Annotated in this window: 16 protein-coding genes and 1 pseudogene; 12 read left to right on the forward strand and 5 right to left on the reverse strand. The window is 69.3% G+C overall.

Features of this window, described 5'->3' with window-relative positions; translation table 11 throughout:
- Positions 1-126: 126 nt before the first annotated feature.
- Positions 127-1116, forward strand: a complete 990-nt coding sequence (locus PXH83_RS26155; protein ID WP_274563604.1) for an NAD-dependent epimerase/dehydratase family protein — start codon at positions 127-129, stop codon at positions 1114-1116.
- A 601-nt stretch (positions 1117-1717) separates the two neighbouring features.
- Here the strand turns inward: PXH83_RS26155 and PXH83_RS26160 are convergent.
- The 3 genes from PXH83_RS26160 to PXH83_RS26170 all read right to left on the reverse strand — a co-directional run bounded on the left by PXH83_RS26160 (position 1718) and on the right by PXH83_RS26170 (position 5094).
- Positions 1718-3175, reverse strand: coding sequence for a catalase (locus tag PXH83_RS26160; protein ID WP_274563606.1), 1458 nt, complete (start codon positions 3173-3175; stop codon positions 1718-1720).
- Between the two features lie 165 nt (positions 3176-3340).
- Positions 3341-4240: a 2-hydroxy-3-oxopropionate reductase gene (locus tag PXH83_RS26165; protein WP_274565171.1), complete on the reverse strand. Its 900-nt coding sequence runs from the start codon at positions 4238-4240 to the stop codon at positions 3341-3343.
- 32 nt (positions 4241-4272) lie between these two features.
- On the reverse strand, positions 4273-5094 hold the full coding sequence (locus PXH83_RS26170; RefSeq protein WP_274563608.1) for a TIM barrel protein: 822 nt from the start codon (positions 5092-5094) through the stop codon (positions 4273-4275).
- A 132-nt stretch (positions 5095-5226) separates the two neighbouring features.
- Here PXH83_RS26170 and PXH83_RS26175 point away from each other — a divergent pair, with 132 nt between their 5' ends.
- The 8 genes from PXH83_RS26175 (at position 5227) to PXH83_RS26210 (ending at position 11339) form a co-directional block, all read left to right on the forward strand.
- A complete protein-coding gene (locus PXH83_RS26175) occupies positions 5227-5478 on the forward strand; it encodes a hypothetical protein (protein ID WP_274565172.1) in 252 nt (83 codons plus the stop codon).
- Between the two features lie 77 nt (positions 5479-5555).
- Positions 5556-5876, forward strand: a complete 321-nt coding sequence (locus PXH83_RS26180) for a helix-turn-helix domain-containing protein (protein WP_274565173.1) — start codon at positions 5556-5558, stop codon at positions 5874-5876.
- 158 nt (positions 5877-6034) lie between these two features.
- Positions 6035-6544, forward strand: a complete 510-nt coding sequence (uraD, locus tag PXH83_RS26185) for a 2-oxo-4-hydroxy-4-carboxy-5-ureidoimidazoline decarboxylase (RefSeq protein ID WP_274563611.1) — start codon at positions 6035-6037, stop codon at positions 6542-6544.
- A gap of 8 nt (positions 6545-6552) precedes the next feature.
- Complete coding sequence (gene uraH / locus PXH83_RS26190; protein ID WP_274563613.1) at positions 6553-6957, forward strand: hydroxyisourate hydrolase; 405 nt, start codon at positions 6553-6555, stop codon at positions 6955-6957.
- A gap of 7 nt (positions 6958-6964) precedes the next feature.
- Positions 6965-7888, forward strand: coding sequence for a factor-independent urate hydroxylase (pucL, locus tag PXH83_RS26195; RefSeq protein WP_274563615.1), 924 nt, complete (start codon positions 6965-6967; stop codon positions 7886-7888).
- A gap of 80 nt (positions 7889-7968) precedes the next feature.
- The gene (locus PXH83_RS26200) at positions 7969-8178 is read left to right on the forward strand and encodes a hypothetical protein (protein ID WP_274563617.1); all 210 of its coding nucleotides are present in this window, start codon (positions 7969-7971) and stop codon (positions 8176-8178) included.
- Between the two features lie 42 nt (positions 8179-8220).
- Positions 8221-9606 carry an 8-oxoguanine deaminase gene (locus PXH83_RS26205; protein ID WP_274563618.1) on the forward strand — a complete coding sequence of 462 codons (1386 nt, stop codon included), beginning with the start codon at positions 8221-8223 and terminating at the stop codon, positions 9604-9606.
- 290 nt (positions 9607-9896) lie between these two features.
- Complete coding sequence (locus PXH83_RS26210) at positions 9897-11339, forward strand: nucleobase:cation symporter-2 family protein (protein ID WP_274563619.1); 1443 nt, start codon at positions 9897-9899, stop codon at positions 11337-11339.
- A gap of 93 nt (positions 11340-11432) precedes the next feature.
- Here PXH83_RS26210 and PXH83_RS26215 read toward each other — a convergent pair whose 3' ends face one another.
- On the reverse strand, positions 11433-12242 hold the full coding sequence (locus PXH83_RS26215) for a chitosanase (RefSeq protein ID WP_274563620.1): 810 nt from the start codon (positions 12240-12242) through the stop codon (positions 11433-11435).
- Between the two features lie 71 nt (positions 12243-12313).
- On the opposite strand from PXH83_RS26215, the gene PXH83_RS26220 reads away from it, so the two are divergent.
- Positions 12314-13003 carry an alpha/beta fold hydrolase gene (locus PXH83_RS26220; RefSeq protein WP_274563621.1) on the forward strand — a complete coding sequence of 230 codons (690 nt, stop codon included), beginning with the start codon at positions 12314-12316 and terminating at the stop codon, positions 13001-13003.
- A 130-nt stretch (positions 13004-13133) separates the two neighbouring features.
- Positions 13134-14144: a fibronectin type III domain-containing protein gene (locus PXH83_RS26225; protein WP_274563623.1), complete on the forward strand. Its 1011-nt coding sequence runs from the start codon at positions 13134-13136 to the stop codon at positions 14142-14144.
- Here PXH83_RS26225 and PXH83_RS26230 read toward each other — a convergent pair.
- On the reverse strand, positions 14141-14938 hold the full coding sequence (locus PXH83_RS26230) for an inositol monophosphatase family protein (RefSeq protein ID WP_274563624.1): 798 nt from the start codon (positions 14936-14938) through the stop codon (positions 14141-14143). The genes PXH83_RS26225 and PXH83_RS26230 overlap by 4 nt on opposite strands.
- On the opposite strand from PXH83_RS26230, the pseudogene PXH83_RS26235 reads away from it, so the two are divergent.
- Positions 14913-15153 (forward strand): annotated as a pseudogene (locus PXH83_RS26235) (LLM class flavin-dependent oxidoreductase); the annotation flags it as partial. The gene PXH83_RS26230 and the pseudogene PXH83_RS26235 overlap by 26 nt on opposite strands.
- Positions 15154-15234 lie beyond the last annotated feature (81 nt).

Below are 15234 nucleotides of genomic sequence, written 5' to 3' on the forward strand. Positions count from 1 at the left end.
CCCCAGGGCCCGGTCTGCTTCGGCAGGCCGGGCCTTCGGCGTACCCGTGTACGGGCCGCCGCGGACGATTGCGCTGAGAGCGTGCGCGCGTTCCCAACGGGGTGATCGCTCGGCAGAGTTGCGGGCATGAAGCTATTGATACTGGGCGGAACGGAATTCGTCGGCCGGGCCGTCACCGAAGACGCCCTGGCGCGGGGCTGGGACGTGACCGTGTTCCACCGGGGGCAGCATGCGGCCCCGGTGGGCGCCGTCGCGCTGCACGGCGACCGTACGGCCCCGGACGGCCTTGCCGCGCTCGCGCAGGGGGAGTGGGACATCGTCGTCGATACGTGGTCGGGTGCGCCGTTCGTCGTACGGGACTCCGCGCGGCTGCTGGCCGGCCGGGTCGCGTCGTATGTGTACGTGTCCAGCGCGTCCGTGTACCGCTACCCGTCGTCGGCCGGGCAGGACGAGAACGGTGCTGTTGTCGAGGGCTCGGCCGATGCGGGCGGGGACGTCGCCTATCCGCAGGCGAAGCGGGGCGGCGAGCTGGCCGCGGTGGAGGCGTTCGGGGAGCGGGCGCTGCTGGCTCGGGCCGGGCTGATCGTGGGGCCCGGGGAGAACATCGGGCGGCTGCCGTGGTGGCTTACGCGGATCGCCCGGGGAGGGGCCGTGCTGGCCCCCGGGCCGCGGGACCTGCCCCTGCAGTATATCGACGCGCGGGACCTCGCGAGGTGGATGCTGGACGCCGCTGAGCGGGGCCTGGGCGGCCCGTACAACCTCGTCAGCCCTCAGGGCCACGCCACGATGGGGGAGCTGCTGGAGGCGTGCGTACGGGTCACGGGAGCGGACGCGGAGCTGCGCTGGACCGACCCCGGGGTGATCCTGGCGGCCGGTATCGAGCCGTGGTCGGAGCTGCCGGTCTGGGTGCCGCCGGGCGAGCTGTACGACGCGCTGCACGACACGGGCGTACGCAAGGCGGTGTCGGCGGGTCTGCGCTGCCGTCCGGTGGCGGAGACGGTGGCGGACACGTGGGCGTGGCTCCAGAAACTGGGCGGGACGGCCCCCCAGCGCCCGGACCGCCCGGTGGTCGGCCTGGCCCCGGAGAAGGAGGCGGCGGTGCTGCGGGGCGCCTGAGAACGCCCTGGTAGGCCCTGGTCCAGGGGGACTTTTCCCCACCCCGCCCCTTCCCGAACTGGGGCTCCGCCCCAGACCCCGCTCCTCAAACGCCGGAGAGGCTGAATTTCGCGGCCCGGGCCGGAAAATCCAGCCCGTCCGGGGGTCTGGGGGGTTGCCCCCAGTTACGGGAAGGGGCGGGGTGGGGGAAAGAAAAGACCCCCCGGGCACGAGCCCGAGAGGTGGAGAGGCCGCCCGGCGGCACGAGACTGGCGCGACATGACGTCCGTGCCGCCGGGCGGAGCTGTGGGAGGGGCGCCCCGCCGGACGGAGTCCGGCGCAGCGGGCTGAAGCCCGCGGAGCGGTGCGCGAGGGGCGCACGCAGAGCAGAGACAAGACCAGGGACACAGGGGAAGAGGTTCCGCGGCGGGGGCGATGAGCTTGCGGGCGTTCTCCTCTCAGGTCGAGGAGAGCGTTCCGCAAGCCTTGACCACCGCACTGGCTCGCACACCGCCGCGGTACCCATTCCTGTCCGTAACCCCGGCCACCCCTCATCGGGGCCGAGGTACGGACTGCGCAGGGGAGCTGACCTCCCGTCAGCTCACCCGCGCGGTCTGTGCGCTCAGTCCTCGCGCAGTGCGCGGACCGCTTCCTCGACGCGCTTGCCGTACTCTGTGTCGGCGGCGTGGAAGTGCGCCAGGTTCTTCTCGATCACGTCGTCGCGGGTGACCTGCGAGAGGCCGCCGGCGATGTTGGCGATCAGGCGGGACTTCTCCTCGTCCGACATCAGGCGGTAGAGCTCACCGGCCTGGAAGAAGTCGTCGTCCTTGACGTGCGAGGGCGCGGCGTGCGTGCCGGTCCAGCCGGTCAGTGCCAGCGGCGCGGAGAGCGCCGAGTCGGTCTGGGCCGGGCCTTCGTACGAGTTGGGCTCGTAGTTCTTGTCGTGGCGCGAGCCGTTGCGCAGCGCCATGGCACCGTCGCGGCCGTAGTTGACGGCCTCCGTCGCCTTGGGGGCGTTCACCGGCAGCAGGGTGTGGTTCACACCGAGGCGGTAGCGGTGCGCGTCGGCGTAGGCGAAGAGACGGCCCTGGAGCATCTTGTCGGGCGAGGGGCCGATGCCCGGAACGAAGTTGTTCGGGGAGAACGCGGCCTGCTCGACCTCGGCGAAGACGTTGTCCGGGTTCCGGTCGAGGACCAGACGGCCGACCCGCTGGAGCGGGTAGTCGGCGTGCGGCCACACCTTGGTGAGGTCGAACGGGTTGAAGCGGTAGTCCGCGGCCTCCGCGGCCGGCATGACCTGGACGTACAGCGTCCAGGACGGGTTGACGCCGCGCTCGATGGCCTGGAGCAGGTCCGTCTGGTGCGAGTTGGCGTCCTTGCCGGCGAGCTCGGCGGCCTGCTCGGACGACAGCGACCGGACGCCCTGGTTCGTCTTGAAGTGGTACTTGACGAAGAAGGCCTCGCCCTGGGCGTTCGTCCACTGGTAGGTGTGCGAGCCGTAGCCGTTCATGTGGCGGTACGACGCGGGGATGCCGCGGTCGCCCATCAGCCACGTGATCTGGTGCGTCGCCTCGGGGGCGTGCGCCCAGAAGTCCCAGACGTTGTCCGGCTCCTGCTTGCCCGTGAACGGGTCGCGCTTCTGGGAGTGGATGAAGTCGGGGAACTTGATCGGGTCCTTGATGAAGAACACCGGGGTGTTGTTGCCGACGAGGTCGTAGTTGCCCTCTTCGGTGTAGAACTTCAGCGCGAAACCGCGCGGGTCGCGGACCGCGTCCGCGCCGCCGAGGCTGTCCGCGACGGTGGAGAAGCGGATGAAGGTTTCGGTCCGCTTGCCCACTTCGCCGAGGAAGTTGGCGCGGGTGTAGCCGGTGACGTCGTCGGTCACCTCGAAGTAGCCGTACGCGCCCGAGCCCCGGGCGTGGACGACGCGCTCCGGGATGCGCTCACGGTTGAACCGGGCCAGCTTCTCCAGCAGGTGCTGGTCCTGGAGGAGGAGCGGGCCACCGACACCGGCGGAGGCTGAATTCTGGTTGTCGGCGACCGGGGCGCCTGACTCGGTCGTGAGCACACGCTTCGACATGGTGACCTTCCTGCGGGATCTGCTGGCGGCGTGAGGAGCGTAAGTACGCACGCAACGTAACGTCAACAGTTTGTTGAAATTGAAGTGAGAGATCCGGGCGGCGGCAGCGCCTGGGCGCGACAGGACAGGTGTCAGCGCTGCCGCAGCCCGGGGTTCAGGGGGTGATCAGCTCTGGACGGGCTGACCGGAGAGGCGCTCGACGGCGCGCAGCAGGGCGGAGTGGTCCAGGCCACCGTCACCCTGGGCGCGCAGCGAGGCGACCAGCTGGGCGACGACCGCGCCGACGGGGAGCGCCGCACCGACATTGCGGGCGGCGTCGGTGACGATGCCCATGTCCTTGTGGTGCAGGTCGATCCGGAAGCCGGGGGCGAAGTCCCTGTTGAGGAAGTTGGCCTTCTTGCGGGTCAGGACGGTCGAGCCGGCCAGTCCGCCGTTGAGGACGTCCAGGGCGGCGGTGAGGTCGACGCCGGACTTCTCCAGGAAGACCACGGCCTCGGCGCATGCCTGGATGTTGACCGCGACGATCAGCTGGTTCGCGGCCTTCACCGTCTGGCCGGAGCCGTGCGGGCCGCACAGGACGATGGTCTTGCCGAGCGCGTCAAGAACGGGCTTGGCGGCGTCGAAGTCGGCCTGCGAGCCACCGACCATGATCGACAGTACGGCCTCGATGGCACCGGCCTCGCCGCCGGACACCGGGGCGTCCAGGACGCGCAGGCCCTTCTCGGCACCGGCCTTGCCCAGGTCGACGGAGGTCTGCGGGGTGATCGAGGACATGTCGATCAGGAGGGCGCCCTTCTTGGCGTTCTCCAGGATGCCGTCCGGGCCGTACGCGATCGCCTCGACCTGCGGGGAGGCGGGCACCATCGTGATGATGACGTCGGCGTCCTTGACGGCCTCGGCGATCGAGGACGCGCCCTTGCCGCCGGCGGCGACGAGGCGGTCGATCTTGGGCTGCTCCAGGGTGTAGCCGGTGACGTCGTAACCCGCCTTCAGCAGGTTCTCGGACATGGGGGAGCCCATGATTCCGAGGCCGATGAATCCGATCTTGGGAAGGTTGCTCATGATGGGTGCCTCTTTCAACACACTGGTAAAGATGGTCAGTTGGGGAGCCAGCCGAAGGCTTCGGCGCTCGGGCGGTCGCCGGGCTTGTACTCCAGGCCCACCCAGCCGTCGTAACCGGCCTTCTTGAGCTGGTCGAGCAGCTCCTCCAGCGGCAGGTTTCCCGTGCCGGGGGCGCCGCGGCCCGGGTTGTCGGCGATCTGCACGTGGCCGGTCTTGTCGGCGTACGACGCGATGACCTCGGGGAGGTCCTCGCCGTTCATCGACAGGTGGTACAGGTCGAGCAGGAACTTGGCGTTGCCGAGTCCGCTGAGCGCGTTGACCTTGTCGACGACCTCGATCGCGGCCGGGGCGCTCACCAGCGGGTAGAGCGGCGACTCCGGCTTGTTCAGGGTCTCGACCAGGAGGATCGCTCCGACCCGGTCGGCCGCGCGGGCGGCCAGGACCAGGTTCTCCAGGGCGAGCTCGTCCTGGACGGCCGGGTCCACACCGTCGACGCGGTTGCCGTAGAGCGCGTTGAGCGCCTTGCAGCCGACCGAGGCGGCGAAGTCCGCCGCCACGTCGATGTTGGCGCGGAAGCGGTCGGACTCCTCGCCGGGGACGGAGAGTGCGCCGCGGTCCGGGCCCGGCAGCTGCCCGGCGTAGAAGTTCAGGCCCACCAGCTGGGTGCCGGCGTCGTCGAGCGCCCGCTTGAGGGCGTCGAGCTCGGCCTGGTCGGGGGTGGGGGTCTCGATCCAGGGCCACCACAGCTCGACCGCGTTGAAGCCCGCCGCGGCGGCGGCCGCGGGGCGCTCCAGGAGCGGGAGTTCCGTGAAGAGGATTGAGAGGTTCACATCGAAGCGCTGGTCCGTGTAGCCCATGAGGGTTTCGGCGCTCCTTCCGTATCGCGGAAGTTATTTTCTGCCTGATGGAAGGTTGCCTGCTTGCGTCGAGGTCTGTCAAGAGGGAGCCGGACAGGAGCCGCAGGGGTCGCCAGTAACGTTGGGGCCATGGTGCGTTTGAGAGTGGAGTTCACGACCGAGCCCTTCGACCTGGACGAGGCGCCGCCGCATGCCCTGGCTGCCCGCGAGGTCATCCAGGCCGCCGAGCTGGACGCCGTGGATGTCGGCCCGTTCGGGAACACCGCGGAAGGCGGCGCGGTCGAGGTCCTGACCGCCGTCGACGCGCTGCTGCGCAAGTCGCTCGATGCGGGAGCCACCCGGGTCTCGTTGCAGGTCAACGTGATCGGGGAGGGCGAGAAGTGACGGATCTCAGCGAGCCGGGCGGCCACTCCCTCGCCGACCACCCCCTCGTCACCGCGGTCAAGCCGCTGGTCGACGCCATGGGCGGCGAGCTGATGGTGCCGGAGCAGGCGGGCGGCGACGACGTGGTGCTGGCCTGGGAGGGCCGGGACGTCGTCGCCGTACGGCTTCCGCAGCTTTCGGACTCCCTCGACCACATCCTCGTGGCGATGGAGCGCCGTTACGGCATGCCTCTGGCCGAGCTCGACCGCAAGGAGAAGCAGTCGGTCGTACGGATACTTGAGGCGCGCGGCGCCTTCTCCGTGCGGCACGGCGTGGAGACCGTGGCCGGGGCCCTCGGGGTCAGCCGTTTCACTGTCTACAACTACCTGAACAGGGAAAACGCCGCCAAGAACGAGTAGTTGATCAAGGATTTTGATCGATCATTTCGACGGGGCCGCCGTCCGGACTGTCCGGACGGCGGCTTTTGTTTCGCGAAGTTTCAACAAAGTGTTGACGTGATGTTGTTCAGGGCGTTAGCTATGCGCAGCCCGTCCAGCACAAGGCCACGGAGGCTCCCGTGACTTCAGGTTCGACGCCGGGCCTAGCCCGGTTCAACGCCTCGGCAGACAGCGAGGCCTCCGCCACGCTCCACGAGGTGTGTGCCAGTCCGGCGTGGGGAAGCAAGCTGCTCGCCCAGCGCCCGTACGCCACCGCAGAAGCTCTCTTCCTCGCCAGTGACGCCGCCACGGCCGAGCTGACTACGAAGGATCTGTCCGACGCGATGGCGGGGCACCCGCCGATCGGCCGGCCGAAGCCCGGCGACCCGACCTCCTCCCGCGAGCAGCGGGGGATGGCCGGAGCGTCCGAGGAACTCAAGGCCGAGATGCTCGAACTGAACCTGGCGTACCAGGATAAATTCGGACATGTCTTTCTGATCTGTGCCACCGGCGCGACCGGTGAGCAGATGCGCGACGCGATGCGAGAGCGGATCGGGAACTCGCCCGAGCAGGAGCGGGCCATCGTCCGCACCGAGCTGGGCAAGATCAACCGCATCCGGCTTGCCCGCCTCGTAGAAGAAGGAGAGTGACCCGCGTCATGAGCACGGAAACCACCGCTTCGGTGTCCACGCACATCCTGGACACCAGCATCGGCCGCCCCGCCGAGGGTGTCGCCATCTCGCTGACTGCCCGCAGCGGCAGTGCGGCCGAGTGGGTGGCGCTCGGCGGTTCGAAGACCGACGCGGACGGGCGCTGCAAAGACCTGCCGGCTCTGCCGGAGGGCACCACCCATGTACGTCTCGACTTCGAGACCGAGGCGTACTTCTTGAGTAAGCACAGCCACAACAAGCAAGCCGAGGCACAGCAGGACGCCCCCCGCGTAAGGGACAGCGGCGCGTTCTTCCCGGAGGTGGCGATCACATTCGCCGTCGTACCGGGCGAACACTTCCACGTACCGCTGCTGCTCAACCCGTTCGGCTACTCCGTATACCGAGGGAGCTAGCACCGACATGCCCACGATTCTCGGCCAGAACCAGTACGGCAAAGCAGAGAACCGCGTCGTCAAGATCACGCGGGACGGCGACACCCACCACATCAAGGACCTGAACGTCTCCGTCGCCCTCTCCGGCGACATGGACGACGTGCACTACTCCGGCTCCAACGCGAACGTCCTTCCCACGGACACCACCAAGAACACGGTGTACGCGTTCGCCAAGGAGTACGGCATCGAGTCCGCCGAGCAGTTCGGCATCCACCTCGCCCGTCACTTCGTGACGTCGCAGGAGCCGATCAAGCGCGCCCGGATCCGTATCGAGGAGTACTCCTGGGAGCGCATCGCGACCTCGGACAACAACTCCAAGTTCATCGGCTCCGACGAGGTGAACCACTCCTTCGTCCGCAAGGGCCAGGAGCTTCGCACCACGCAGATCACCTTCGACGGTGAGCAGTGGCAGATCATCTCCGGCCTCAAGGACCTCACGGTCATGAACTCCACCAACTCGGAGTTCTGGGGCTACGTGAAGGACAAGTACACGACGCTCAAGGAGGCGTACGACCGCATCCTGTGCACCGATGTCTCCGCCGCCTGGCGCTACAACTGGACCAGCGACGCCGACCGGATGCCCAACTGGGAGAAGTCGTACGCGCAGGCCAAGAAGCACATCCTGCAGGCCTTCGCCGAGACGTACTCCCTCTCGCTGCAGCAGACCCTCTACCAGATGGGTTCGCGGGTCATCAACAGCCGGAGCGAGATCGACGAGATCCGCTTCTCGCTGCCGAACAACCACCACTTCCTGGTCGACCTGGAGCCCTTCGGGCTGAAGAACGACAACGAGGTCTACTTCGCCGCCGACCGCCCGTACGGCCTGATCGAGGCCACCATCCTGCGGGACGGCGTCGAGCCGCAGATCCCGGTCGACATGACCAACCTCTGACACGGGCCTGAGCTGCGCCGCCACCGCCCTGACCCGGTGGCGGCGCACCAGACCGGAGGAATTCCCATGGCAGCTCCTGCATGCCCGCCCCCGGCGGCACGGCGCTCCAGGCCGTCGGCGCCTTCGCGGTACTCGCCGCGCCCGGCCTCTCCATGGATTTCCCGGCCCTGGCACCGACCGAGCCGGCCCCCGGCATCGGCGCCGACGCCCCGGTCGCGGTCCCGCTCAGCCTTTGCTTCACCCATCTCGGCACCCGGAGCCACGCGGCTGCGGCACTCAAATCCTCCTAGGGTCCTGCCGTGCCCACACCACCGAGAGAAGTAGGACGCACCATGGCAGCAACGGCAGCCGCGCGCATCATCATCGAGAACTGTGCCATCGCCACCGTCGACGCCAACGACACCGAGTACGCCTCGGGGTACGTCGTGGTCGCCGGAAACCGCATCGAGTCGATCGGCGCGGGCAAGGCCCCGGAGGGCCTGGCCAACGTCGTACGCCGCATCGACGGCACGGGTCATCTGGTCACGCCCGGCCTGGTCAACACCCACCACCACTTCTACCAGTGGATCACCCGCGGTCTCGCCACCGACCACAATCTCTTCAACTGGCTGGTCGCGCTGTACCCGACCTGGGCGCGCATCGACGAGCCCATGGTCACGGCGGCCGCGCAGGGTTCGCTGGCCATGATGGCCCGTGGCGGTGTCACCACTGCGATGGACCACCACTACGTCTTCCCGCAGGGCTCGGGCGACCTGTCCAGCGCCATCATCGGCGCCGCCTCGGACATGGGCGTACGTTTCACGCTCGCCCGCGGCTCCATGGACCGCAGCGTCAAGGACGGCGGCCTGCCGCCGGACTTCGCCGTCGAGACCCTCGAAGGTGCGCTCGCCGGCACCGAGGCGACCGTCGACCAGCACCACGACGCGTCGTTCGACGCGATGACGCAGGTCGCGGTCGCGCCCTGCTCGCCCTTCTCCGTCTCCACCGAACTGCTCAAGCAGGGCGCCGAGCTGGCCCGCCGCAAGGGCGTACGCCTGCACACGCACGGCAGCGAGACGGTCGAGGAGGAGCAGTTCTGCAAGGAACTGTTCGGCATGGGCCCGACCGACTACTTCGAGTCGACCGGCTGGCTCGGCAGCGACGTGTGGATGGCCCACTGCGTCCACATGAACGACTCCGACATCGCGGCCTTCGCCCGTACGGGCACGGGCGTGGCCCACTGCCCGTCCTCCAACGCCCGCCTCGCCGCAGGCATCGCCCGCGTCCCGGACATGCTCGCCGCCGGTGTCCCGGTCGGCCTGGGCGTCGACGGTACGGCGTCCAACGAGTCGGGCGAGCTGCACACCGAGCTGCGCAACGCGCTGCTGATCAACCGGCTCGGCGCCCACCGCGAGGCGGCGCTCAACGCCCGCCAGGCGCTGCGCCTGGGAACGTACGGCGGAGCCCAGGTGCTCGGCCGCGCGGACCAGATCGGCTCGCTGGAGGCCGGCAAGCTCGCCGACCTGGTGATGTGGAAGATCGACGGACTCGGCCACTCCACCATCGCCGACCCGGTCACCGCGATCGTCTTCGGCGCCGCGGCCCCGGTCACCCTGTCGCTCGTCAACGGCAAGCCCGTCGTCGAGGACAACCACCTGATCACGGTGGACGAGGACGCCATCGCCCGCAGCGCGCGGGCCGAGGCGCAGCGGCTCGCGCGGATCGTCGCGCAGGGCTGATGTCCCCCGAAGAGTCCGGCTGAGGGGGACGGCCCTCAGCCGGCGGCCGTGAACCCGAGCGGGGTCCACGGCAGCTGTGCCCGGGAGCGCGCGCCCCAAGTGCCCGCGCTCCCGGGGACGGTGATCACCCCCCGGTCACCGTCCCTCGGCCCGCCAATTGGTACGTCTGTTGGTACGCGCCGCACCCCCCACGCGTCACGTATGTCTGCACCACCTGCTCCACGCACCACTCCGCACCACCTCCATGACACCCACGTCCCCAAGGCGTGTAACCGACCGGAGGAACCGCTGTGGCCGCCAAGCCCAGGTTTCGCAAAGATGCAGCCGCCGAATCCGCCCCCCGGACCGATGACCGGACCGATCCCCATCCGGTCGACGAGAAACTCCCGCCCGGCAAGATGTTCACCAGCGGCCTCCAGCATGTGGCCGCGATGTACGCGGGCGTGGTGGCCCCGCCCATGATCGTGGGGCCCGCCGTGGGCCTGGACGTCAAGGAAACCGCCTTCCTCATGGGGGCCAGTCTCTTCACCGCCGGCATCGCCACCCTCCTCCAGACCCTCGGGTTCTGGAAGATCGGTGCCAAGCTCCCCTTCGTCAACGGCGTCTCGTTCGCCGGAGTGACCCCGATGATCGCCATCGGCAAGGGCGAGGGCGACAACGCGATACCGATCATCTTCGGAGCGATCATCGTCGCCGGCGTGCTCGGCTTCATCGCAGCCCCGTACTTCGGCAAACTCGTCCGCTTCTTCCCGCCCGTCGTCACCGGCACCGTCATCACCCTGATCGGTGTCTCCCTGCTGCCCGTCGCCTTCAACTGGTCCCAGGGCGGCAATCCCCAGGCCGACGACTACGGCTCGATGACCAACATCGGCATGGCCGCCCTGACCTTGGTGATCGTCCTGGTCCTGCGCAAGCTGCTGCGCGGCTTCCTCCAGCAGATCGCGATCCTCCTCGGTCTTGTGGCGGGCACACTCATCGCCATCCCGGTGGGCATCACCAACTTCGACGCCATCAAGAACGCCGACCTGGTGGGCTTCCCGACGCCGTTCCACTTCGGCGCCCCGCAGTTCGAGATCGCCGCGATCATCTCCATGTGCATCGTGATGCTGGTGTGCATGACGGAGTCGACCGCCGACATGCTGGCCCTCGGCAAGATCGTCGGCCGCCCGGCGGACGAGAAGACCATTGAGGGCGGACTGCGCGCCGACACCCTCGGCAGCGCGATCAGCCCGCTCTTCAACGGCTTCATGTGCAGCGCCTTCGCGCAGAACATCGGCCTGGTCGCCATGACGAAGGTCCGCAGCCGATTCGTCGTCGCCGCAGGTGGCGGCATCCTGATCCTGCTGGGCCTGTGCCCGGTCCTGGCCTCCGTGATCGCGCTCGTACCGCTGCCGGTACTCGGCGGCGCGGGCATCGTCCTCTTCGGTACGGTCGCGGCCAGCGGCATCCAGACGCTGGCCACGGCCGCACTGGAGAAGGGTGAGAACACGCTGATCGTGGCGGCCTCATTGGGCATCGGACTCATCCCGATCGCGGCGCCGACCTTCTACCACGCGTTCCCCGAGGACCTGCTCGTGGTCCTCGACTCGGGCATCAGCACCGGGTGCGTGGTGGCCATCATCCTCAACCTGGCCTTCAACCACCTGGGCAAGAAGGGCAGTCGAGACGATGACGCGGCCGCGGACGCGGACCGTCCCGGGATCCCGGACCAGGTCCCGGCGAGCGCTCACTGATACGACGACATGTGGCGCGTACGGCACTGAAAGGTGCCGTACGCGCCACAGTTCGTTTCAGCCGAGCAGCTCCGCGCTGCCCGCCGGCCCGGCTCAGCCGATGCGGTACTCGTCGCCGTACACCTTCCAGCGCAGCGGCGTCCGGAGGTCGAGCCTGCCCTCGCGGAGGAAGACCCGCTGGGCCGTTTCGATGCGGCTGGTGTCCGAGTGGGACGGCTCCCAGCGGATGGCCGCCACCCGCGCATCCAGGAACGCACCCAGGTACGCCTTCTCGTCGCCGCCGCGAGACGGCGGCTCGGCCTTCTCCATCGCCTTGCGGCGCATCGTACGGAAGCCGACGGTTCCCTCGGCGTCGCCGAGGCCGTGCATCACATAGGCGTCGAAGTAGATGAACTGACCCAGCGCGCCCAGCCCGTCCCGCTTGGCCTGGGCGACCGCCGGATCGAAGTAGACCCGGTCCCGCTCCGCGTCCTGCGCCGCGCGGAATGCCGGATCCCCGGCGGCCCGCGCCCACGCCTTCGTGAACGGCCGCCCGAGCCCCTCGTGCGAATCGCTGCCCTTCACCGCGCGCAGGGCCGGAATGAACGCCGCGAGCGGATTGCCGGGCTCGGCGTCCGCATAGCGCTCGACGACCTTCAGCATGTCGCCGCAGCCCGAGCAGAAGCCCATGATTCCGCCCGTGTAGCCACGGCCGTCGCCGATGTCCTCGATGTACTTGTACTGCGCCTTCCAGTCCAGCGAGGAGTTCTCGGCGCTGGAGACCAGCTGCATGGCGATGTCCTTCTTCGCCGGATCGTCCAGCCCGCCGGCCGTGCCCCCCGGCTTTCCGTCGACGGAGGGGACCGTACAGGCGCAGAGGAGGAGGGCGAGCAGTACGAGCAGGAGGCGGGCGGTCGGCTTCACACCGTGACCCTTTCACTGACCTGGACCCCGTGAGGTAGGGGCGCCCCGGTCAGGGCTGTAGCGTCAGGGGCATGAGTGATCACTCCGTAGTGGATGTCGGCGACGTACGGCTGGCCTATCGGGCCTGGGGCGATTCGTACGGAGCGCCGGTCGTGCTCCTGCACGGGCTCGGCTCGTCGGCGGCGAGCTGGGAGGAGGCCGGGCAGGCGCTCGGCGAGGAATGGCGGGTCTATGCGATCGACCTGCGCGGGCACGGCGAGAGCGACTGGCCCGACGAGTACTCCGTCGAGCTCATGCGGGACGACGTCCTCGGTTTCCTCGACGAGCTGGAGCTCGACCGGGTCGGCCTCGTCGGCCATGGCATCGGCGGTGTCGTCGCCCGGCTGCTGGCGCAGGAGCACGCGGACCGCGTGGAGCGGCTCGTGCTGGAGGAGACCCCGCCGCCGTTCCCCGGCGACACGGAGCCGCCCCCGGTGGTGCGCCCCGAGGAACCGCTGGACTACGACTGGCCCGTCGTACCGGCCATCACCGGCGAGATCTCCGACCCCGACCCGGAGTGGCGCGACGGCCTCGGCGAGATCGTCGCACCGACCTTGATCATCACGGGCGGCCCCGACAGTTCGATGCCGCAGGACCGGATGCAGGACATGGCTGCGCTGATCCCGGACTGCCGCCTGATCACTATTCCGGCCGGCCATTTTGTACATGAGGAGCGCCCCCGCCCGTTCGCCCAAGAGGTCAGTGAATTCTTCAGCAGCTGATCGTCGGCTGATCTCCAGCGGATCTCCAGCTGAACTCTCAGACGATCTCCGGGGCCGTTCGGTTCATATCGCGGTAGTTCTTGCCGGGCGCGGCCATGCGTGGCATACAGGTCTGGACCAATATCTCCGGATGAAGGGTCCAACCGTGCAACGCCCCACCGTGTGCGCCGCGTTGACCTGCTCTGTCTCCCTGCTGCTGCTGCTTCTTCTGCTGACGACGACCGCCTGCTCGAACGAACCCGACCGGGACAGCGAGCGCCCCTCCACGCCGGGCGGGCTGACGGCGCAGGCGGGCAGCGCCACCTCCGTGCACGTCATGTGGGACCGGGCCTCCGACAACAAGGCGGTCACCGGGTACGAGGTCTACCAGAAGGGCGCCAAGGTGAAGGCCGTGCCGGGCGCACGGCACATGGTCGACATCGACAGCCTGACCCCGTCGACCGCCTACATGTTCACCGTCCGCGCCCGGGACGCCGCGGGCAATCTCTCCGCTCCCAGCAGCCCTGTCCCCGTCACCACACCCGCTCCTACGCCGGACGACCGGAAGGCGCCCTCCGTGCCGGTGAAGCTGCGGGGGCGGGCCGACGGGGGACGCGCGGTGAGCCTGACCTGGGGGCGGGCCGCGGACGACGTCGGCGTGACGTCGTACGACATCTACCAGGAGGACTCCCGGATCCACACCGTGCCCGGCACCGCCACGACGGCGCGGGTCACCGGGTTGCGGCCCGGGACCGTCTACACCTTTACGGTACGGGCGCGGGACGCGGCCGAGAATTCCTCGAAGGACAGCAACGCCCTTGACCTGACGACGGCTTCGGCCCCCGGGCACGGGCCGTCCACCGCCCCCACGGCTCTGAAGGCGACGCCCCGCACGGAGGGCGGCGTACGCGGCATCGACCTTGCGTGGACGCCGCCGCGTACGGGTGGGGAGGAGGCGGTGCGTGAGCACCAGCTGTTCCTCAACGGGAAACTGGCCACGACCATCGTGTGGGGCGCAGCTCCGCCGAAGGGCACGGCGACGTACCGCTTCACCGTGAGCGAGCCTGCCGGGACCCGCTTCAGCATCAAGCTCCGCGCGAGGCTGCCGGACGGGAAGTGGGGGGACTTTTCGGCGCAGCGGACGGTGGTGGTGGGCGGCTAGCGTTGCATCAGGATCGCGTGCACTGTGCGCCAGCTGTGCGCGTCCGCGGCGGCCAGGAGTCCGCGCTCGGCGTCGGTCGGACGGTAGGCGGTTCCGTCGGGGCGATGCGCGACGCCGCCCGCCTCGGTGAGGAGCAGCGCGCCCGGCACGTGGTCCCAAGGGAGTGTCCGCTGGTACAGGAGGAAGTCCTGTACGCCGTCCGCCAGCCGCGGATAATCCACGCCGGCGCACTTGGTGCCCGGACCGAGGGTCGCGAACCGGGAAGTCGCGGCCTGGACACGGGCTTTCGCCGCCGGGTCGAGGAATCTGGTCAGCGCCGCGCCGCGCAAGTCGGCGGGGTCGACGGGTGCCGACGGCCGGTGGATCCGTATGCCGTCCCGCCACGCCCCTGAGCCCTTCTCCGCTACGTACGTGCGCCCCTCGGCGGGCTGCACGATCCACGAAGCGACGGCTTGTCCGTTTCGTATCAGCGCAGCCATCACGGCGTATTCGGGCCGGCCGGCGATGAAATTCGCCGTGCCGTCCAGAGGGTCGACCAGCCAGGCCGCCGGGGCGTCACGAAGTGCCGTGATCAGGCCGGGGTTTGCTGCGGTCGCCTCCTCGCCGACGACCGGGGCGTCGAGCACGGAGCGCAGGCGGCGGGTGATCAGTTCCTCGGCCTCGCGGTCGGCCACGGTGACCACCTCGCCGGGGGTCTTCTCCGTAACCTCACCGTCCGCCAGTGAGCGGTAGCGGGGGAGGATGGCCGTGGCCGCCGCTTCGTGCAGGATGTCGCTCACCGTGTCGATCCACATGATCAACAGGCTAGCCCGGGCAGCGGGCGAGGCGGGGCTGGAAGAGCAGCTGGCTCTGGGAGGGCTGTTTCCTTGAGAGCGGCATCGCCGGTGCCGCCGCCCTCGCCTGGACCCGGCAGCCGCGCGCGGGGGTCGGCCTGCTGCCGGTGCCCCTGTGGAACGTTGCGCTGACCGCGGTGGAGGCCGCCACCCTGCACCGGCTGTTCGCGGGGCGTCGTCCTGGGCATCGGCCGCCGTCCGCGGACCGATCAGCTATCAGGCCGCGATCTCGGTTCTGTTCGAGTGGTGCGGTGGAG

It is taken from the genome of Streptomyces spiramyceticus (assembly GCF_028807635.1).
Classification (GTDB): Bacteria; Actinomycetota; Actinomycetes; order Streptomycetales; family Streptomycetaceae; genus Streptomyces; species Streptomyces spiramyceticus.